The 21,587-nt window shown below is 48.8% G+C and carries 19 protein-coding genes; 12 read left to right on the plus strand and 7 right to left on the minus strand.

Translation table 11 applies throughout. The annotated features are described in order from the left end of the window. Nucleotides 1–53 precede the first annotated feature (53 nt). Nucleotides 54–815: a hypothetical protein gene (locus H6570_20150; GenBank protein MCB9321602.1), complete on the plus strand. Its 762-nt coding sequence runs from the start codon at nt 54–56 to the stop codon at nt 813–815. Nucleotides 816–825: 10 nt separating this feature from the next. Here H6570_20150 and H6570_20155 read toward each other — a convergent pair whose 3' ends face one another. Next, nucleotides 826–2,154, minus strand: coding sequence for a hypothetical protein (locus H6570_20155; GenBank protein MCB9321603.1), 1,329 nt, complete (start codon nt 2,152–2,154; stop codon nt 826–828). Nucleotides 2,155–2,191: 37 nt separating this feature from the next. Beyond that, nucleotides 2,192–4,054, minus strand: coding sequence for a tRNA uridine-5-carboxymethylaminomethyl(34) synthesis enzyme MnmG (gene mnmG / locus H6570_20160; GenBank protein ID MCB9321604.1), 1,863 nt, complete (start codon nt 4,052–4,054; stop codon nt 2,192–2,194). A gap of 221 nt (nt 4,055–4,275) precedes the next feature. Between mnmG and H6570_20165 the strand changes: the two genes are divergently transcribed. Continuing rightward, nucleotides 4,276–5,697, plus strand: coding sequence for a TonB-dependent receptor (locus tag H6570_20165; protein ID MCB9321605.1), 1,422 nt, complete (start codon nt 4,276–4,278; stop codon nt 5,695–5,697). Further along, the gene (locus tag H6570_20170) at nt 5,666–6,508 is read left to right on the plus strand and encodes a M15 family metallopeptidase (GenBank protein ID MCB9321606.1); all 843 of its coding nucleotides are present in this window, start codon (nt 5,666–5,668) and stop codon (nt 6,506–6,508) included. The genes H6570_20165 and H6570_20170 overlap by 32 nt, the downstream gene beginning before the upstream one ends. On the opposite strand, the gene H6570_20175 is transcribed toward H6570_20170, so the two are convergent. The 5 genes from H6570_20175 to H6570_20195 form a co-directional block, all read right to left on the minus strand. Beyond that, on the minus strand, nt 6,497–8,773 hold the full coding sequence (locus tag H6570_20175) for a carboxypeptidase regulatory-like domain-containing protein (protein MCB9321607.1): 2,277 nt from the start codon (nt 8,771–8,773) through the stop codon (nt 6,497–6,499). The genes H6570_20170 and H6570_20175 overlap by 12 nt on opposite strands. Further along, the gene (locus H6570_20180) at nt 8,763–9,815 is read right to left on the minus strand and encodes a sugar phosphate isomerase/epimerase (GenBank protein ID MCB9321608.1); all 1,053 of its coding nucleotides are present in this window, start codon (nt 9,813–9,815) and stop codon (nt 8,763–8,765) included. Before H6570_20180 ends, H6570_20175 begins: the two co-directional genes overlap by 11 nt. Nucleotides 9,816–9,967: 152 nt before the next feature. Beyond that, a complete protein-coding gene (locus H6570_20185; GenBank protein ID MCB9321609.1) occupies nt 9,968–10,876 on the minus strand; it encodes a GHMP kinase in 909 nt (302 codons plus the stop codon). A 43-nt stretch (nt 10,877–10,919) separates the two neighbouring features. Then, on the minus strand, nt 10,920–12,266 hold the full coding sequence (locus H6570_20190) for a hydroxymethylglutaryl-CoA reductase, degradative (GenBank protein MCB9321610.1): 1,347 nt from the start codon (nt 12,264–12,266) through the stop codon (nt 10,920–10,922). A gap of 26 nt (nt 12,267–12,292) precedes the next feature. Continuing rightward, nucleotides 12,293–13,309 (minus strand): type 2 isopentenyl-diphosphate Delta-isomerase, encoded by a 1,017-nt coding sequence (locus H6570_20195; protein ID MCB9321611.1) that lies wholly within the window; start codon nt 13,307–13,309, stop codon nt 12,293–12,295. 133 nt (nt 13,310–13,442) lie between these two features. Between H6570_20195 and H6570_20200 the strand changes: the two genes are divergently transcribed. The 9 genes from H6570_20200 to H6570_20240 all read left to right on the plus strand — a co-directional run bounded on the left by H6570_20200 (nt 13,443) and on the right by H6570_20240 (nt 21,583). Beyond that, nucleotides 13,443–14,555 (plus strand): tetratricopeptide repeat protein, encoded by a 1,113-nt coding sequence (locus H6570_20200; protein ID MCB9321612.1) that lies wholly within the window; start codon nt 13,443–13,445, stop codon nt 14,553–14,555. Between the two features lie 167 nt (nt 14,556–14,722). Further along, entirely contained in the window at nt 14,723–15,169 is a 447-nt protein-coding gene (gene rplM, locus H6570_20205) for a 50S ribosomal protein L13 (GenBank protein MCB9321613.1), read from the plus strand. A 2-nt stretch (nt 15,170–15,171) separates the two neighbouring features. After that, a complete protein-coding gene (gene rpsI / locus H6570_20210) occupies nt 15,172–15,558 on the plus strand; it encodes a 30S ribosomal protein S9 (protein ID MCB9321614.1) in 387 nt (128 codons plus the stop codon). Between the two features lie 37 nt (nt 15,559–15,595). Continuing rightward, complete coding sequence (gene rpsB / locus H6570_20215; GenBank protein MCB9321615.1) at nt 15,596–16,312, plus strand: 30S ribosomal protein S2; 717 nt, start codon at nt 15,596–15,598, stop codon at nt 16,310–16,312. Nucleotides 16,313–16,344: 32 nt separating this feature from the next. Further along, nucleotides 16,345–17,178: an elongation factor Ts gene (locus H6570_20220; protein ID MCB9321616.1), complete on the plus strand. Its 834-nt coding sequence runs from the start codon at nt 16,345–16,347 to the stop codon at nt 17,176–17,178. Between the two features lie 65 nt (nt 17,179–17,243). Beyond that, complete coding sequence (locus H6570_20225; GenBank protein MCB9321617.1) at nt 17,244–17,957, plus strand: UMP kinase; 714 nt, start codon at nt 17,244–17,246, stop codon at nt 17,955–17,957. A 76-nt stretch (nt 17,958–18,033) separates the two neighbouring features. Further along, nucleotides 18,034–19,290, plus strand: coding sequence for a DUF819 family protein (locus tag H6570_20230; protein MCB9321618.1), 1,257 nt, complete (start codon nt 18,034–18,036; stop codon nt 19,288–19,290). Between the two features lie 129 nt (nt 19,291–19,419). Beyond that, entirely contained in the window at nt 19,420–20,232 is an 813-nt protein-coding gene (locus H6570_20235; protein MCB9321619.1) for a glycogen/starch synthase, read from the plus strand. A gap of 22 nt (nt 20,233–20,254) precedes the next feature. Continuing rightward, complete coding sequence (locus H6570_20240; GenBank protein ID MCB9321620.1) at nt 20,255–21,583, plus strand: DUF4270 family protein; 1,329 nt, start codon at nt 20,255–20,257, stop codon at nt 21,581–21,583. Nucleotides 21,584–21,587: the final 4 nt, after the last annotated feature.

Here is a 21,587-nt window from a genome sequence, read left to right on the forward strand (position 1 = left end):
TTCAATATTTATCTATCCAATTCCGTTACTTTTGCAACTCGAATGCCTCCGGAATGCAAAAATTGGTGTTAATCCTATGTTGGTTAGGTCTTGCCCTGACAGGTAATGCGCAAACCTATGGTCTGTCGGTCGGCACTTACGCAGAAGGCCACCTTGGCTTTATTCTCAACCAGAACAATTACGGGTACAACGAATTGCGGTACCAACTGTACACCCTTCCCGGCGGAGGTATCCGGATCGGCTATCCAATTGACCTGTATCATCAACTGGAAGCCGGCATCGCTTACCACGTTACCGGACAGCGCTACCAGGATGTCATATCTGGTCGCGACAATGAAAAGATTGTTACCCTGAGTTACATACAAATTCCAGTCTTCTGGAGAAAGACTTTATCGATCATTGATAATTGGGAAGGCAATACGGGACAAACATACTGGTATCAAACATTTGGCCTGATATTGAATGCCCTGCAACATGCCAAGGTACGCTGGACAGCCAATGGACAGGAGGTAAGCATGCTGGAATTTGTGAATCCAAATGGCGAAAATCCGCATTCGTCACTTCTTACCGAGCGCGGGAATCCGGATAGTGCCCGGGAGTTGTTTTCCTTTTTTGATGTGAGTCTGGGCATCGGAGGTGGCCTGGATCATTATTTCAATGAAGAATTGCACATGACTGTGGAAATGCGCTTTCAGTTCGGATTACTGGATGTCAACAACCGCGACTGGCGTCTGACCAACTCATCAGGCAAATACGGACCATCCCATCAGGCCAGCATTGGTCTGCAGGTAGGGTTGTGGTACGATCTCGAGTGACCCGCTATTACTACTGGTCACTGTATTCGATCTCAATCAACTCGCTTTGCTGCATGTCCGAATTCAGGATTATCTCGTGTTCTTTACCCCGGTAGGTATATTTGAGTGCCATGGTGTTTGGCGGGCGTTTACCAATGTTTTCCGCATGAAGAACCAGGTAGTTGCGCCCTGTTTCGTTGAGCCTCAGTTTAAGTTCATAAGGCTCATTTTTTAGCAAATGTTTCTTTAAAACCCATTCTCCATTGAAGTTAATGGACACAATGTCACCATCCTGCTCCTTATGGTCATACAACTCCACCACCAGGTAGGGGTCGTCGACATAGATGGTCTTATCACTGCGGATTTCCCTTTTCTCCAGGATTTGCGGGATATCCGCGATGGCGGTATCCTTGCCTGCCTGGAATGGATTGATGTCGTCGCGCTCCGGATAAATGACTTTGAAGAAATGAGGTTCTTCCAGATATAACAGATACGGATTACTGGCTTGTGAGATCGTCTGATTGACCAATGCAATCCATCCGTTCCCGTACCGGTTGGTCTTATTCAGCATGCCCACATTGTAGTAGTAATAGTAGGGCCGGTAGAGCTGGTAAAATGGCGGAATGGAATGATTGGTCAGATAATCGTTCGCTTCGCTCAGGATGGATTTTATCAGTGCTCCCTCACGACCGGATTGATTTGAGCTTTCAGCTTTAAGCCGGTTAAAGTGTCTCAGCGCTCCTTCACGGTCCTTTTCCCGGACCGCTGCCAGCATGTCGATCAACTCATTGTACACATTAAAGGTATGTTCATGATCGTAAAACAGATGTTTCCGGGTACCCCAGCTCTCGATCACCTGCCAGAGGTTTTGTTTTAACTGATATACACGATCGTAATAGGTAACGCCATTTTCAAGTTGCTGATAGATCAATTTCAGGTTTTCGGCTTGATTCAGATCGTGCGTCTGGATGAAGCCGTCCAGTGAAAACCGCAGGGCGTTGATCTGGTCGATCAGTCCTTTGATGGCTTCAATCGTGTCGGTAAGCATGGACAATTCCTTGGGAAGATCACCCTTGAGTTCCTGACATTTAGCATACCATTCGTAGGGTGTCGTTTCATAGAAGTAATGATCGATGTCCAGGAATACGTTGGCAGGCAGATCGGAATTGCCGTAGAAGTTGACCTGATCGCTTTCGAGATCAACATATTTATTGACTTCCTGGTTAAAATTTTCGAGCATGCGGTGTACGATCAGCATGCCATGGATGGCCTCATTGGTGAAGGAAATATGTGCATTGACCGCTTCCAGCTGTTTATCTTCCGCATTAACGGCCTGTGCAGGAAGTCTTAGCGAAATCATTAAGAGTAAAGAGGCTATAACAAACGTGTTCTTCATATTATCTGCCTACATGGACTAAAAGTACTGAAATATCCGCGGGGGACACGCCACTTATGCGACTGGCTTGCCCTATGGTTCGCGGTTTGATGCGTGTAAGCTTTTCCCGTGCTTCCGTAGATAAGGAGGAAATGTTGTGATAATTGAGATCCGGTAGAAAAACTTCTTCCAGACGATTCATTTTTTCAACCAGTTCACGTTCCTTCTGAATGTACCCTTCGTATTTCATGTTCACTTCTGCCAGGTCGATGCTTTCCTGATCGAAAGTCTGCAGGAACGTTTCCAGGGATGGTATATGGCTTCGCAGAATGCTCATACTGATCTGGGGCCTCAGCAACAGGTTGATCATTTTCACCGACTGTTTTAATCCGGCCGTACCGTGTGTTTCCAGAATGGCATTGATAGACCCGGGTTCAATGCTCACCCGGTTAAAATAGGTGGTGATTTCATCTGCTGCCGCTTCTTTGGAGGCGGCCCTTTCGAGGCGGTGATCCAGGTTATGCATACCAATAGCTGCCACCCTGGGAGTCAGGCGCAGATCAGCATTATCCTGCCGTAGCAGGATCCGGTATTCTGCCCGGGATGTAAACATCCGGTAGGGTTCCGATGTGCCTTTATTAATCAGGTCATCAATCAGAACGCCGATATATGCATCTGACCGTCTGAGGATCAGCGGTTCCTCTCCCCGGATCGCCTGATGGGCATTGATACCGGCGATCAGGCCCTGACATGCCGCTTCTTCATATCCGGTGGTCCCATTGATCTGCCCGGCAAAAAACAGGTTTTTGATCCGGTGAGTCTCCAGGCTTAACGCCAATTGGGTTGGCGGGAAGTAATCGTATTCGATGGCATAGCCCGGTCGAAACATTTTACAATGTTCAAATCCCGGCACTTTACGCAGGGCTTTATACTGAACGTCTTCCGGTAGAGAGGACGAAAACCCGTTCACATAGATCTCACAGGTATTCCGGCCTTCCGGCTCGACGAACAGTTGATGGCGGTCACGATCTGAAAACCGGTCTATCTTGTCTTCAATACTCGGACAATAGCGCGGGCCACGACCCTGGATGCGTCCATTAAACATCGGTGACCGGTCAAATCCCGACCGCAGCAGGTCATGCACTTCCTGACTGGTGTAGGTCACATGGCAAACCATCTGGTTTTCCAGTTCCGGCGTCTCGGTATACGAAAATCTACCGGGAGGGATATCGCCTTCCTGCACCTCCATCGCTTCATAATTGAGGCTGCGTCCGTCGATCCGCGGTGGTGTGCCGGTTTTCATCCGTCCGTGTTCAAACCCAATTTCAATCAATTGTTCGGTTATCCCTGTTGCGGCCTTTTCACCGGCGCGGCCTCCGCCAAACTGCTTTTCACCAATGTGGATGATCCCGTTCAGGAAGGTACCGTTGGTCAGGACAACAGCCTTCGCCGGTATCTCCAGACCTAATCCGGTACGGACTCCGCGGGCGCGACCGTCTTTCAGGATCAGCCCGTTGACCATTTCCTGCCAGAAATCGATGTTGGGATGCGCTTCGAGCATAGACCGCCACTCTGCTGCAAAGGCCATCCGGTCGCTTTGTGCTCTCGGGCTCCACATCGCCGGCCCTTTTGAGCGGTTAAGCATACGAAACTGGATCATCGTCCGGTCCGTGACTATCCCGGAATAGCCACCCAGGGCATCCACCTCGCGGACGATCTGACCTTTAGCCACGCCACCCATGGCCGGATTACAGGACATCTGCGCGATGGTCTGCATGTTCATGGTTACGAGCAGGACTTTTGATCCCATATTGGCTGCTGCTACGGCTGCCTCACAGCCTGCATGGCCGGCACCTACTACGATGACATCATATTCGATAAACACGATCTCGTTTTATTGGGGTGCAAAAATAGTGTATTTCGGTCAATGCTTTCGTTACCAATAAGTTATTCCGCATTTTCAACCGGATTGATCCTGAAAACAAACAAGCTTTGACCACTCGGGTTCAATTGCCACGGAGTCTCCTGTCCAGAGATCAATGGAGTAACTTGCGCATAGCATACCGTTTGTTGTCTTACTTTTGCGGAACAAAGGATTTGAAGCCGATGCAAAAACAAATGCTGGACACCGACCAGAAGGCTCTGGAGATCAATCTGGATGAATCGATTTACGGTACGTTTGCTGAGATTGGCGCAGGGCAGGAAGTGGCCAGGCATTTTTTTAAAGTCGGAGCCGCCGCCGGTACCATTGCCAAGACCATGTCGGCGTACGACAAGATTTATTCGGACGAGATCTATGGTATTGAACACAGTGGTCGGTATGTGTGTGAAGCCCGGGTTAACAAGATGCTGGATCACGAATATGTCCTGATGGAGGAACGCCTGCAGAAGCATATGCCGGATCGCAACTTCTTCGTTTTCGCGGACACGGTAGCTGCCCTGAACTATTCCCGGACGATCTCCGGTAACGGGTGGATGGGTGTACGTTTCCAACTAAGTCCCACCGGCAGGCCAAATGACCTGGTTATTCACGTTAAAATGCTGGATAATGACACCCAGTTGCAACAAGCCGCTATCGGTATACTGGGGGTGAATCTGATTTATGCCTGTTATTATTACAATCACGACCCGGAATTACTGGTACGCAGCCTGAATGACAGCCTGGAAGGTCGGGTTGTCATTGACATGATCCGGCTGGAGGGGCCAGACTTCGTCCATGTCGACAACCGGCTCCTCTGCCTCTTGCTGGTTAAATTTGGTCTTACCGAAGTTTCCATCTTCGGGGCCAATGGACAGAGCAAACATGCATCGGAATTTCTCTACAAGAAATCGGTCATGGTCGTCCGGGGTAATTTCCGGCCACCCACACTGGTAACTGTAGATGTTTTCATGGCCGGCTTTGCCCAGTTTTTAAAGGAACCGGAAGTAGAGGGACACGCTGCCGCCTTATTGGCCGAACTCACACTGGACAATCTGGAAGTCGATGGCAACATCTCTTACCAGGATTTCCTCGACCGTGCCGAATCCCTGTGCGAGCTGGGTCATCCCGTGATCATATCGAATTGCAGCAACCATCAATGCCTGATCAACTACCTGGCGGATTACAAGATCAATAAGCTGGGATTGGTCATCGGAGTACGGGAGCTCCTTGAAATCATCAATCAAAAATATCATGCCAACCGCGATGGCCGTTTGCTGGTCGCTTTTGGTGAATTATTCACTCGCAATATCCGCATCTATGCCTACCCTGTTCAAGAAGAAGACTCCGGTGAAATCATTACCGGTAAAAACCTGCCGGTTCCGGACGGAATCAAATTCCTGTACCAGTATCTGCTGGATTCCCAGCATATTGTGGATATAGAAGAATTTAATGCCGATCTGCTGCCTATTTATCCCAATACGGTCCTGGAGATGATCGAAACAGGTGATAATGCCTGGATGAAAATGGTGCCGGACCGGTTGGCTCAACTGATCATAGACAAAAACCTTTTCCACCATGAACACCCGGATTTTACCTTTTCCAACTAGGCTGTTCCGCTCCCCCCTTTCAGCCATTATTCTGTCCATCGCCGGCATCGCAGCCTGTGCAAACCATACTCCGGAGGACAAACCTCAGGATCTGCCCATAGCTGCGGTGGATTCCATACCCCCGATCGACAGCCAGGAGCTCTTCTACATTACCGGTCACTTTGAGCCCTCACAAAATCCGGATTTTGCCCTGATTCCCGAAAAGTATGCTTCCCGTTCCGGAATGTATCTGCGCAAAGAAACGCTAGCTGCTTTTACCAGGATGTATGACTCAGCCATGCAGGATGGTGTCCAGCTGCGCATCATTTCCGCTACCCGGAATTTCAACACCCAAAAAGAAATCTGGGAAGCCAAATGGACCGGTGAACGACTGGTAGAAGATGGACGCAATTTGGCTAAAACCACGCCCGATCCGGTCGAAAGGGCCCTGACCATCCTTCGTTATTCCAGTATGCCCGGCACATCAAGGCACCACTGGGGAAGTGATATGGATCTCAACAATCTGACAAACGAATATTTTGCGCAGGGGGAGGGACTGAAAATCTACACCTGGCTGCAGCAAAACGCACCTTCATTTGGTTTCTGTCAACCTTATACCGCTCATGATTCCATCCGTCCTACCGGTTATCAGGAAGAAAAGTGGCACTGGTCTTATCTGCCAGTAGCTCAACCCCTGACAAAACAGGCTGAATACCATCTCTCCGATGATATGATCAATGGTTTTCTGGGTGCGGAAACCGCAGATTCAATCCATGTTGTGCTGAATTATGTTCTGGGGGTCAATCCACAGTGCAAGCAGTTACCAGAATAGTTTGTAGCTGATGATGGGTATCAAACCCAACTGGTACTGCGTGCTGATTCGATCGAAATAGAAATCGTAGTAATGGTAGGCTTCATTCCTGGCATTGGTAAGGTTCTGAATATCCAGTGAAAGTAAACTGCTGTACCGGGATGTGCTTCTGCGCCAATAAACCCGGAGGTCTGTTTTGAAATAGGCTGGTAAAGCATTTACATAACCTGCAGCATAATCGTAAACCGTCCGGTGTAAGTTACGGGATGTCGTAAGATCGATATCCGGTTCACGCAGGCCGCCACTCTGCTGCAGGTGGACATTTACCCCCAATGTGTGGTTCTTTTTAGATCCTTCCCATTTCCATTCTTTCCCTGCGGTAGCATGGGCTACATAGCGCTGATCAAAGCGTCCTGTAGCATACGGTTCCTCCAGATTTCTGAATTTTACGTCAAAAACGCTGGCATTAACTAAATAATACCAATAACGCAGAAGAAATTGCTGGAATATAGCTTCTATTCCAGAAATTTTTGCTGTAGAATTTGGTATATAGGTGCCATAGGGAATATCCTCAAACCAGTTTAAGGACGATTGTTGCTCCAGATAGGATAACGGTGAGGCGACGGTCAATAAATTATCCATGGTCTGGATATAGCCATTCAGCTGGACATAACGATCGGACTTCCAGGCATACTGATACGATAATTGATAATGCCAGCTGTCTGCCGGCTCCGGGTTCTGGGTATGAAACAGATATACTACCGGATGGTGAAGCTGGGTCTGACGCTGCAAGGATGCCGACAGCTGATGCCCATTAACGGGTTTATAAGTAACTTCGATCCGGGGCTCGGGCGTAAGTCCATTTCCCTGAACCACCGGTGTCCTTAAGGCTGCCAGCACATGCCAGCGGTCCCGTTGCATTTGGTATTGAGCGTACGGCGCTACCTGCCAAAGAGCTGTTTTGGTCAGATCGGCATCAATCGAAAAACCATCAAATTGGTGATCATTGGCCTGAAGTCCAATCTGCAGCGAATGGGTTTCATTGGCTTGCCAGGACCATTCTGTGAGAAGGCTGAGTTTGGATTGCTTCAGGACATCGTGATCAAAATTGATCGGCAGGATATCCCCTTTGACCTGGGAAGCATCACGGTAGGCGTCTATTGCCGAATAAACCAACCCCATCCGCAATAGTGACCGGTTTCCCAGCAATTGCTGCCAGACCAATCCCCCGATCCCTACGGTATTGGTGTATTCGATCCGGTAGAGATCCTTGAAGGTTTCAATGGTATCTTTAGTTGTACCATCAAAAAGGTTGGAACTATTCCCCCACATACCGAACAATTTGATGTGTCCGCGGGGCAATTGGATGAAGGTATGGAGGCTGGCATCCTGGAATGTAATGATCTCATCACCCAGGTTAACGCCGAGAGCGGATAGCAGGCCAAGTGTGCTGTAGCGGTAATTGGCCAATATTGAAACACGATCGCGGACCACCGGTCCTTCAGCAGCGATATCAAGACCCAATAGTCCGGCTTGTGCTGTGTACTGGAATTTCTCGAGGTTGCCGGGACGCAACTCCATATTAATGCCTCCGGCAAGGGCGTTGCCCAGGTTGGGTGGAAGCCCACCGGCATAAAAGTCGGCCCGGTCCATCAACTGAGCACTAATCATATTGACCCCGCCGCCGTTCAGTGAAGGCTTGTCGGACGGCGTTCCTGCATTGGTCAGGTGGTTGGGATTAATAATCTCCAGGCCTTCCAGATACCAGGCCATATCATTCGGTGAATGTCCGCGGATGATGGCATGGTTGGCCTGATCGTTGGCTGTTGATACGCCGGGCAATGTATTGATCAGTCTTGCCGGATCATTGAAAGATGCCGGGAACCTATCGATTTCCTCCACCGAAATGACCGTATTTCGCTGCATCAGCTGATCCAGCCGGTAATCTTTGATGAATACCGTATCTCCGGTTACCGTCAGTGGCTGGATATAAAATTGGAATTGCTTTGACTTGCCTGCTTCAATCCACCACTCGGTCTCCAGGTAGGTTTGATATCCATTGGCTTCTATTCGCAGGCGGTGTCTGCCCGGCAGAATATCGGCTATTTCGAAGCCCCCATAGCCATTAGTCGTGGTAGCATAATAGCCATCCACATAGATGAGAGCTCCGGCTACCGGCGCTTCGATCAGATCTTCATACACAAAACCCTGCACCGGGACGCCCTGTGCCAACAGAATCCCCGGGAAAACCCAGAGGAGGAATCGTATGAGGTACTTATTTGCCAATGATCCGGTCCAATAATGCCTGGTCTACACCTGAATCCGCAAAATCATCAAATGCCTTCCTGGCTACTTCGATGATGTGATTCTGGATAAAAATAGCTCCTTCTTCCGCACCCTGCTCACTGTCTTTGATGCAGCATTCCCATTCAAGGACCGCCCATCCGTCGTATCCGTACTGCGTCAGCTTACTGAAGATCCCGACGAAATCGACCTGTCCGTCACCGAGCGAACGGAAACGGCCCGGGCGGTCCACCCACCCCTGATAGCCGCCGTATACGCCGGCTCTGCCCGTTGCATTGAACTCGGCATCTTTGACGTGAAACATCTTGATGTAGGGGTGGTAAATGTCTATAAACTGTAAGTAATCCAATTGCTGCAGGACAAAATGGCTGGGATCATACAGGATATTGACGCGTGGATGATTTCCGGTAGCCTCGCGAAACATCTCCCAGGTGATACCGTCATGAAGGTCCTCACCCGGATGGATCTCGTAGCATAGATCAATACCTGCATCTTCATAGGCATTCAGGATGGGAGTCCACCGGTTGGCAAGTTCTTTGAATGCCTGATCCACCAAACCGGCTGGACGCTGAGGCCAGGGGTACATGTAGGGCCATATCAGCGCACCGGAGAAGGTCACATGTGCATTCAATCCTAAATTACTACTGGCTTTAGCCGCCCACAGAAGCTGCTGAACAGCCCATGCCTGACGAGCCTTGGGATTTCCATGCACTTCCTTTGGTGCAAACCCGTCAAAAAGTTCGTCATATGCTTTGTGCACGGCTACCAGCTGACCCTGTAAATGGGTAGACAGTTCAGTTATTTCCAACCCATAGGATTGGACCTTGCCTTTCAGATCATCGCAATAACTTTGGGATGTCGCCGCTTTTTCCAGATCGATCAGTGCACTAACCCAGGTGGGTATCTGGATGCCTTTATAGCCGTAATCTGCCGCCCACTTGCACAAATGATCAAGCGTATCATGGGGTGGCTTATCGCCGGCAAACTGGGCAAGAAAAATGGCAGGGCCTTTAATGGTTTTCATACGATGTTCCTTTTTTATTGTTGAATGATCCGGTCTTCTCCGGGGGAATAAAGTTAAGAAATAATAGAGACCCGAACCGGCAAGTTCAGCCTGAATACCTTGTGATAAATAGATTGTGTGATATAAAATGGGCTGGTAAGTGTGGATGATACCTACAGGATGATTTTTTCATAGGGGAGGCATACCTGCAAGCCTTTCGTTCTGAAGTACGCAGCAGTTTCTTCACCCGGCCGGTCACTGGTAGCCATGATGAAATCGCCGCCCCAGGCGCCCAGGGACTTGATAGCCCCCCAGTAATCGGCGAACTGATGTTCCTTAATCGGGGTCATCGCCAGCTGCTCGCCTAAAATGCTTTCATGTTCGGTCACTATCCGGTTCAGCTCCTGGTAATCCTTCACGGCAACCATAGCCTGGGTCAGGGCGTTGATTTGCTCGATCCATCCGGACTTACGGGATTGTTTACGGTATTGTTTTACCGCTTCTTCGGTGTCCTGTTTTTTGCCGGTGTGAATAAAGTAGAGGTAGCGGGCTGAAGGCAGGTCATGATCCAGGTGATCGATGGAGAGTGCGTCCTCCCCCAGCGTATAGAGGATGGGGCCTTCAGCTCCGGCACAAGCCACATCATATCCGGACCCGCCCAGTGAGTCAAATAGCAGGACATACGGATTGATATCTGCCCATTCAGCGAGAAAATAGATCAGGGTCGAGCTTGAGCCCAGTCCCCAGTCCCGTGAAAACTCCAGATTGCTCACCACCTGGTATCCTTTCCAGTTGGATAAAAAATCCGAATTCTGCTGGCAGCAGGCCTTCAGTAGTTTTCGTAGTGTTTTGCTGATTTTGTCGTCGGTAGACTGAATGCAGGAGAAATCGTACAGGGAGAATTTGCCTTCATACCAGGTCTTGCCATGTTCATCGAGGGCCTTCCAGACCAGGTCATATCCCCTGCTTTGTTCTTTAACCTTGAACCGCTGTCCAAGCTTGGTGGGCAAGGCTAGCGCCTGCGCTCCTTCCAATACTGCGTACTCCGCAGTAACCAAGAGTTTTCCGTTCGCTCTATACACGGCTTAAGGGATGTGGTTGCTCAAGCAACGAAAGTATGAATAATTAGGCTAATATTTGTTGATTCTCGGGGGGATTATTCCGGAGAACATCCAAAAACTCCCGCACCGATTGAAAGGATACCACTTTGTCTTTAAAATACACGATGGCTTCCTTAATTTCTCTTTCGGATGCATCCATACGGGTCAGTATATTGACCAGGTGCATCTTCATATGGCCTTTCTGAATGCCGGTGGTGACCAGTGATTTGACCGCGGCAAAGTTTTGTGCCAGTCCGGTAGCGGCTATGATTTGCATCAGCTGTTCTGCATTCGGATTGCCCAGTAGTTCCAAAGATCTTTTAGCCATGGGATGCAGGGAGGTAAGTCCTCCGGTGGTGCCAATGGCCAATGGCATTTCCAGCCAAAATTGGAATGTACCCTGCTCAATACTACAATCACTCAGGCTGGCGTATTTTCCATGCCGGGAGGCATAGGTGTGCCCGCATGCTTCGGTAGCCCGGAAGTCATTTCCGGTAGCCAAAACTACGGCATCAACTCCGTTGAATATCCCTTTGTTGTGCGTAGTCGCACGGTAAGGATCCCATTGCGCCATTTTAACGGCAAGGTAAAAGCGTCGGGCAAAGGTCTCACCATCCATATCCTTGATGGCCTGATCCAGTTCACGGACCGGGCAGGAGACGGAAGCACGAACCAGACACTCAGGGGTGTAATTGGAGAGAATGGACATGATGACCTCCACTTCCTGCCAGGCTTCCGGCAGCTGACTTTGCTGGCTCATGAAGAGTTTCAGATGTTGCGAAAATTCTTCCAGCAGTGTATTGATAAAATTGGCCCCCATGCTGTCGCGGGTATCGAACTTACCACGCAGCTGGTAATAACCCGGTTCTTTATCGGTCAGGTCCAGCAATTCAACATCCAGAATGCCACCACCCCGCTGCCGCATGTTTTCTGTCAGGTACCCGGTCTTCTCGATCAGTTCCTTACGCAATTGGGGAAACAGTTCATGCAGGATAGAAGGGTTACCCGGCCAGATAAAATGCACCTGCCCTTCCTTGACCATACTGATGACTTCGGCCTGAAATCCACCGCGGTTCATCCAGAATTTGGCCGCATGGGATGCCGCTGCCACCACAGAGCTTTCCTCGATGACCATGGGTATGCAATGCATCTGGCCATTGATCAGAAAATTGGGTGCTACGCCATAAGGAAGGACAAAGTTGCTGATGGTATTTTCACTGAATCCATCAAGAACCTTTTGCTGTTCTTCGTTCTGAACCCAGTAGCTCATCAGTTCCCGCATGACATTCTCCGGGTCCTTGAAGAAGTTTTCCACGATCCACTTGATCTTCCCGCGTTTGGAAAGCTTGGAAAATCCGGATATGGTTTTCATTTCTGGTGGCATCTGATTGGTATCCATCAACTTTTCAATTTAAGATAACTCCTGGCAAATTGTAGTCCAGCTATCTGGTATTCCACGAATTGCTGTAACGACTCATACGGGCCCAGGGCATATTTCAAAAAAGGCGATGCTTGGCCATATACTGCCGGCAAAGATAAACGTTGCAAATAATAATGACCGTCCAAAAAACTCCGGATCCCTCCGGATACGATGATCTGATTGCATTGTCTGCGTGTCCCCAGCTCGGAAATTGCCCGGTTGACAAACAGGACCATCTCCTCAGCAGTATGACCTACCCGTTCCAATGCACGAAATGCTTCCATTTTGATATCGTCACCCCGCATCATCTCCAAAAGGGCAAAATTGGTGCCACCAAAAGCGCCAAACTCCAGCGCCGCAATCGGCATCGACAACAATGCTTTTACACTTTCATACCCCATACCCTGACCTACTTCCTTGACAATTACCGGATAAGGAAACCAATCGAGCAATTGGCGCAGTGAATCAAGCGGAGCCCGGGTAAAGCGGTCTCCTTCCGGCTGCAACCATTCCTGTAACGGATTGATGTGCACAATCAGGCCGTCAGCGTCCAGTTTTACGATGAGGTCATGAATCAGATGTTGTTTGTGGGCGTGATGTAGCTGTTCAATTTGGGCGATTCCTAAATTGGTGTAAAATGGTTGATTTCCGATCTCCTTCCGCACGGCAAAATCGGCCAGGGTGTCGTTGTCAAACAACAATCTACGACAAGATCCAAGGCCCATCCCCAGACCGTATTCATTCGCTACTTTCGCCAGCTGCCGGTTGATCTGACCAGCTTTTTCCGTGCCTCCGGTCATGGAAGATATCCAGATCGGCGCCCGCATGGTTTTCTCCAGAAAGGTAAATGCCGGCAAGGTCTCCGGATGCGCGACCAGCAATGGCTCATAGGTAAAGCGATCATCAAGAAGGTCTCCGGCCGTTTGTGCTTCGAAGGCCATCTCAATGTGGTCTTTCTTCCGATCGGCTGCAGTTTCTGCCGGTTCCTGTTTCAGGTTAGGTACCATTTTTGTGCTAATCTCGTTTCAAACAATATAACCAAATAAATTGTTGAGCTTTACCCTTGATGCCGAAGTCCTTGTGTGCAAGCCTGTCTCAAGTTACGTTACTACGCTAATTCTTGGACTTATGCTGTTGACCGGCTTACCATTATTTGGTCAGCAGGAGGGCGAACGCACAGCATCCTGGTTCTTCAATGAAGCTTATTCTTGTTACCAGGGTGGGGATTTTGCCTGTGCGATTCAGAATTACTCCCGGGCTATCACACTCAACGCTGATTATGCTGAAGCCTACATCAACCGGGGACACGCTCAATTTCAGCTGGAGAATTATACCGCTGCCATAGAAGATTACCGCACATACCTGAATTATTTTCCACAACATGCCAAATGCTGGCAAAGCCTGGGAATGGCATACATGCATCTGGCAGCATGGTCTGATGCCCAGTCCGCTTTCACCCAGGCTTTAAAACTGGATCCGGGGCTATCCCTGTGTTTTTACAACCGCGGGGTTATCCTGATGAAATCGGAGCAGTGGTCAGCGGCCCGTGAAGATTTTGATCAGGCGGTCCGGCTGGACCCCGGACTTGCGGAAGCATACAGCAACCGGGGGCTGGCCAAAACCCAACTGGGGGATTTCCGGGGAGCCCAGGTAGACTATCAATTGGCACGCCGGCTCAGCCCGGCCAACCACCAGGCCCTTTACAATCAGGCAAACAATGCGATGCGGCTTGAAGACTTTGCCCAGGCCCTGATCCTGTACAATCAGTTCCTGGAAACAAATCCCCGTCACCAGGATGCTCAGATGGCCCGGGCGTATTGTCGCCTGATGCTTAAGGATTATGCCGCGGCGATCGGAGATTACACGATGGTGCTTGCCGACCGACCCGGGTATGAGCCGGCAGTCATGAATCGTGCCCTGGCAAACATTGAAGCAGAAAATTATGCTGATGCGCTCCCTGATGTAGAATGGATGATCCTCCACAGCCCGGCACATAAAGAACTCTTTATGCTTAAACTGGGTTATATCCATCTCCGGCTGGAGCAGTATGATGTGGCCATTAACGATTTTACCCGGTTGATCCGAATGGATAAAAATGCCCGGGACGCCTATTACTACCGTGCTTATTCGCGGCTATCCAAATTGCCGGAGAAAAGTAAAGATACCTGCCGCGACCTGCACAAAGCAGCAGATATGGGCCACCTCCAGGCCGCTGAATTGCTGCGGAAGTACTGCCACTGAGCTAGTGTTGATAAGTGCTGGGCGATTTTTTTACTGTTTTTCAATCAGTTATAAAATCTTTCTTGTTGTTTTTTGTAGTAAAAGCTTGTTTCTTGTGAGAAAGAAATTTACTTTTGCCACGCTTTAGAAAAAAGCACCATTTTAATTATCAACAAATCATTCTGTCAGTGGATACATTAAGTTATAAAACCGTATCAGCTAAAAAGGAGGAAGTTGTTCGTCAATGGTACGTGATTGATGCTGAGAACCTGGTGGTTGGCCGCCTGTGTTCGAAAGTCGCTCACATCCTGCGCGGAAAACACCGTCCTGATTTTACTCCACACGTGGATTGTGGCGATTATGTAATCGTTGTCAACGCCGATAAGGTTCGTTTTACCGGAAAGAAATGGTCCGATAAAATTTATTTGCGTTATACCGGTTATCCCGGAGGTCAACGTCAGCGCACTGCTTCTGTCATGTTGTCCAAAAAGCCAACCGACATTGTCGAGCTCGGGGTAAAAGGCATGCTTCCCAAAACCAAATTGGGCCGTGCGATGGTGAAGAAACTGTTCATTTATACCGGTTCAGATCATCCGCATCAAGCTCAAAAACCAACAACCTTAAATCTTGATTAATTATGGAAATGATTAACGCTGTTGGCCGTAGAAAGTCATCCGTTGCCCGGGTATATCTGACTAAAGGTTCGGGTAAGATTCAGATTAACGGTCGTCCTATCCAGGACTATTTCACTCAAAAACATATACAGGCTACCGTGGAAGAACCGATCAAAACGGTTCAGGTAGCCAGTGAATACGATTTTTCTGTTAACGTCGTCGGAGGTGGATTTAAAGGCCAGGCTGAAGCCATCCGCCTGGGCATCTCCCGCGCGCTGGTTGAATTGAATGCTGATTTCCGTTCACCGCTTAAAGCGAAGAAATTCCTTACCCGGGATGCTCGTATCGTAGAGCGGAAGAAATACGGAAAGCCAAAAGCCAGAAAGAGCTTCCAGTTCAGCAAACGTTAATGGTTTATTTTTTTTAATCGTCAGCAAGAAAGATCTAATGAAAACTCCATCTTATAATGAATTGTTAGAAGCAGGCGTACACTTTGGGCACTTGAAGCGCAAGTGGAATCCCAAAATGCGCCCGTACATCTTCATGGAAAAAAATGGCGTCCACATCATCGACCTCAACCGGACCCAGGAATGCCTCGAGCGCGCGGCCAAGGTCATGAAGCAAATTGCTTCTTCCGGCAGGAAAGTGATGTTCATCGCAACAAAAAAACAAGCTCGCAACAGCGTCAGCCGGTTGGCTGATGCCGTGGGTATGCCTTTCGTTACCGAACGCTGGTTGGGTGGTATGATGACCAATTTCGCTACCATTCGCCGTTCTGTAAAGAAAATGAACAACATTGACCGGATGCTTGGTGATGGTACGCTCACCAGTGTAACCAAAAAAGAGCGCCTGACCCTGACCCGGGAGCGCGATAAACTGGAAAAAGTACTTGGTGGTGTGGCCAACCTGAACCGTCTGCCTTCAGCCGTGTTTATCGTTGACATCCACCATGAACACATCGCACTGGCAGAAGCCAAAAAACTGGGAATCAAAACCATCGCTATTGTGGATACGAATTCAGATCCCAATCTGGTGGATTACCCTATTCCTGCGAATGATGATGCGTCGAAATCCATCCAGTTGATCACCGGTTATCTGACCGACTCGATCAAAGAAGGTCTGGAAGAACGCAAAACCATTAAGGAACAAAAGACCGAGGCTTAATTTTCACCAAAACACCCGATAAAAGGATAATCATGAGTGCTATTTCAGCAACCGATGTAAAAAAGCTAAGAGATATTACCGGTGCCGGTATGATGGACTGTAAAAAAGCCCTCACAGAAGCAGACGGAGATTTCGAAAAAGCCATCGAAGTATTGCGTAAACAAGGTCAAAAATTGTCTCTGAAACGGGCAGACCGTGAAGCTACCGAGGGCGTAGTAATCGCACTGGTTTCCGAGGATGGCACCCGCGGTGTTGTCATCAAACTGAGCAGTGAGACCGACTTTGTGGCGAAAAATGAGAATTTCATTGAACTGACCAGGGAATTTGCCGAAATCGCCCTGGATCATTTCCCGGCGACTTTGGATGATTTGCTCGCATTGCCTTATAAAGGAGGGATTACCATTCAGGATAAGGTGACCGAACAAGTCGGTGTCATCGGTGAAAAAATCGAATTGGCCGAATATGCCCGGCTGGAAGCTCCGCTGGTAACGAGCTACATCCACATGGGTAACAAAGCCGGCGTACTGGTTGGTTTGAATCAGGCCAATCCGGATTTCATTGAGGCTGGTCGCGATGTGGCCATGCAGGTTGCTGCTATGAAACCGCTTGCCGTGGATAAGGATGGCGTCGATGCCACCATTGTAGAAAAAGAGATTGAAATAGGAAAGGAACAAGCGCGTCAGGAAGGCAAACCGGAAGAGATGCTGGAAAAAATCGCGCTGGGCAAGCTAAGCAAGTTCTACAAAGAAAATACTTTGCTGAACCAGGAGTTCGTCAAGGAAGCCAAAACATCCGTGGCTCAGTACCTTGAACGAATCGGCAAGGGATTGACCGTCACCGAGTTTAAACATATCCAGCTCGGATAATCAAATAACTGAGAGCGAATGGACTTCCATTCGCTCTTTTTTTTGCACATAAATAACCTTGAATCATGGCCTTACATTATAAGAGGATCCTGCTGAAATTAAGTGGTGAAGCATTGATGGGTAATAAAACCTATGGCATCGAACCCGGGATGTTACGGCATTATGCTGAACAAATACAGGATATCCAGGCGCTCGGTACCGAAGTGGCGATCGTAATCGGCGGGGGCAACATTTACCGCGGATTGCAAGCCCAGGATTCAGGTATCGAACGGGTTCAGGGTGATTATATGGGCATGCTGGCCACGGTTATCAATGGGATGGCCCTGCAGTCCATGCTGGAAAGCCTCGGTGTTTACACCCGGCTGGTATCGGCTATCGAAATGAAACAGGTCGCAGAGCCCTACATTCGCCGCCGTGCCATCCGTCACCTGGAGAAGGGACGCGTAGTCATTTTTTCTGCCGGTACGGGTTCTCCCTATTTTACCACCGACTCTGCCGCCGCTCTGCGGGCAAATGAAATCAACGCCGATGTGATCCTCAAAGGAACCCGGGTTGATGGCATTTATACTGCGGATCCGCTGAAAGACCCGACCGCACAGCGGTTCGATCGCATATCCTTCTCCAAGGTCATCAGCATGGGTCTGGGCGTTATGGATATGACGGCGTTTACCCTGTGCAAAGAAAACAACCTGCCCATTGTGGTTTTTGATATCAACTCCCGGGAAAACCTGCGTCGCATCGTTCTCGGAGAACCGGTGGGTACCCTCGTTTATCCCTGATCATTATTCCGGTTAATTGGACAGGAACCGGTTGATTCTCTGCCGATAAATTATCTTGCAGATAAACTCAGGGCAGATGGATCCGGTATTTTCCAATAATGTGGTCATTTTTGGCATTTTGATGCTCACCCTCACCGGCGTATTTTATACCTCTCATTCGGATAATCCTTTCTGGAAGAAATTTTATCTGTTCGTACCTCCTCTGCTGCTTTGTTATTTCATACCTGCGTTGCTGAATTGGCCACTGAATCTGATCGCCGTAGAGAAGGATCCTCCGCTTTATTTTGTCGCGTCAAGATACCTGCTACCGGCCAGTCTTATCCTCCTCTGTCTGAGCATTGACTTCAGAAGCATCCTCCGGCTGGGACCGAAAGCTTTAATCATGTTTCTTACCGGCACTCTGGGTATTATCATTGGGGGACCGGTTGCATTGCTGTTTACCCTAAAATTCTTTCCGCATCTGCTTTCCATTTCTCCGGATGAATTGTGGCGCGGATTGTCCACCATATCCGGTAGCTGGATTGGTGGCGGTGCCAATCAAACCGCAATGAAAGAGATCTTCGGCGTAGATGAAAACCTATTCGGCTCGATGATCGTCGTGGATATCATTGTTGCTAATGTGTGGATGGCCTTTTTGCTATATGGTGCCAGTATCGCCCCCCGCCTGGACCGCTGGTTAAAAGCGGACACCGGTGCGATCGAAGATCTGAAGTCCAAAGTAGAAGCCTACCGGGCAAGCATCGAACGGATCCCTTCCTTACTGGACAATTTCATCCTACTGGGCATCACATTTGGTGGGGTCGCGGTAGCTCAGGCCCTGGCGGATATCGTTGTTCCGCTGATCTCACCTTACGAAACAAGGTTAGCTGAAATAGGATTGAGTTCCCTTACTTCGGGTTTTTTCTGGATGATCGTATTCGCTACCACCATCGGTTTTGCTTTTTCATTCACCCGTTTTCGTGCACTGGAAGGGGTAGGCGCATCGAAGTGGGGCAGTATTTGTATATACATTCTGGTTGCCACCATCGGGATGCAGATGAATCTCGAAGAGGTCTTTTCGCACCTGGGATTGCTGATGATTGGTCTGATCTGGATGATAACCCATGCGGTCTTATTGCTCACCGTAGCTAAACTGATCAAGGCTCCATTTTTCTTTGTAGCTGTAGGCAGTCAGGCAAATGTCGGTGGCGCTGCCAGCGCACCGGTGGTGGCATCGGCATTCAGCCCTTCTCTCGCGCCGGTCGGTGTTTTGCTCGCGGTCCTGGGATATGCCATCGGTACGTACGGCGCAATCCTCTGTGCAGAACTCATGCATGCTGTTTCCCAATTTTGATTTTGTCCCTGTACATAAGCTCTTAAGATGAGCTTAACGTAGCTGCACTTAGGAATACAGGTAAGAATTTGTATCTTTGCACTCCTTGTTCCTTGAAAAACAATCCTTTAAAGGAAAATACACTGGGAAATGAGTAAAAAACGCATCCTGTTTGTGACGCAGGAAATGAAACCGTACACGACTTTGTCCGAAATTTCAGAGATCGTGCGAAGGTTACCCACTTATATGCACGAACAAGGTATGGAGATCCGCATTTTAATGCCACGGTTTGGTACCATCAACGAGCGCAGGCACCGGTTGCATGAAGTGGTCCGGTTATCGGGAATGAACATCATTGTTGATGACGATGACTATCCGTTGATCATCAAAGTGGCATCCCTGCCTGGAGCTCGCCTGCAGGTGTATTTTCTGGATAATGATGAATTCTTCCGCCGGAAAAACCTGTTTAATGACGGCTCTGGAAAGCCCTTTGAAGATAATCTCGACCGGATGGTATTCTTCAGCAAAGGCGTTTTGGAAACCATCAAGAAATTCGGCTGGCCTCCGGATATCATCCATTGCCACGGGTGGATGACCAGTCTGGTACCGTTATACCTTAAGACCGCGTACAAGAATGAACCTTTGTTTGCCCACACCAAAGTGATTTATTCGGTCTACAATCCCTCGTTGATACCTAACAATCTGGAAGAAAATTTTCGCGATAAAGCAGCGATTAACAATTTGGAATCGAGCCTGCTGGATGCATATACACCCAATAATGAACTCCACCTGGATCAAGGAGCTGTAACTTATGCCGATGCTGTCATTCAAGGCAGCGAAACCATTGACAAATCAGTTACTAATCAGTTAGCTGGTTCCGAAAAGCCGGTTATCCAGCACAGTGGTGATGACACTTATTTGAGTGAATACCTTAAGTTTTACCAGTCATTGCTGTCCTCATAGGCTTTTGCAAATGAATTAATGCATGAAAACACACCGTTTCTGGTTAGGGAGCGCCCTCCTACTGTTGGTAATGTGTAATGATCCTTCCCCGCTTGGATCCGATTTTCTCAAAGATGTCGAGTTGGATGTTGGGTTTACCGACACCTTTTCGGTAGCTGCCTTTACCATTCATGAGGATTCCATCGAAACCTATTCCCCGAGCAGTCTTACCCCTATTCGGACCTACCTGGTAGGTACCCTCAATGATCCCATTTTCGGGCGGACGGAAAGCAATATTTATACGCAACTTGACTATGATGTGTTTTCACCCCCAAGCTTTAGCAGCGCGGTACTTGATTCCGTCGTCCTGACACTGGCTTTCGACAGTCTGGGAATATACGGCGATACGACACAACCTATACAGATACAGGTTGACCGCCTCACCGAAAACATGAACATCGCCGATAACACCTATTCCAATCACGGATATTCAGGTAAAAAGGTAGGAGAGCTGACAAACTATATCTACAGCACAGACTCTGTCACCGTCGTTGAACCCAATTCATCCGGTGACCTGGATACGGTACAATCTGCTCCCCAGATACGGATTCGTCTGAATAATAGTGTTGGTGAAGAACTGATTGCCCTCGATACCAGCGGTGTGCTGGATGTCGACAACATTTACGATCACCTGTATGGGCTGGGCATTAAAACGGTCGCCTCCAATCAGGCTATGCTGGGCATCGACCTTAGTAGTGAATACTCCACACTGACGGTGTATTATGAAAGAAACTCGAATAAATACAAGTATTCTTTTCTGATGTCCTCCGCCGTCAAGCGCACCCTGGAATTTTCAACAGACCATACCGGTGCACCCATCGAGCCATTCATTGATGATTCGACGAGTGGAGACAGTCTTCTTTTTTTACAGCCTTTGAGCGGAACCAATATCCAGTTTGCCATCCCCGCTCTGTCGAAACTCAGTAATTATATTATCAATAAAGCAGAACTGGAGTGTTATGTAGCTACCGTTGATGGTGATGATCTTGATTTGTACCCGCCGGCAAAGCAGGTTGCGGCTTACGAGGAATACGAAAACGAACTTATCCCAACGTCCGATGTTTTCATTGGAAATGATGTACGGGTTTTACTGAGCACTTCTGGCGGCACCGTGGAAGAAATTAGCACCGGACTCTACCGGTATCGCGCCAATATTTCTTCCCAGCTTCAGGATATGATCAACGGCATCGTTGAAAACAAGGTGTTTTTAGTACCTTACCCTCGCAGAGAGGACCCCAGGCGCACGATTGTCTACGGTCCCGATCATCCGGCCTACCCGATGAAGTTAAGGATCACTTATACACTTAAATAATTTT

The sequence above is a fragment of the Lewinellaceae bacterium genome (assembly GCA_020636135.1).
Lineage (GTDB): Bacteria > Bacteroidota > Bacteroidia > Chitinophagales > Saprospiraceae > JAGQXC01.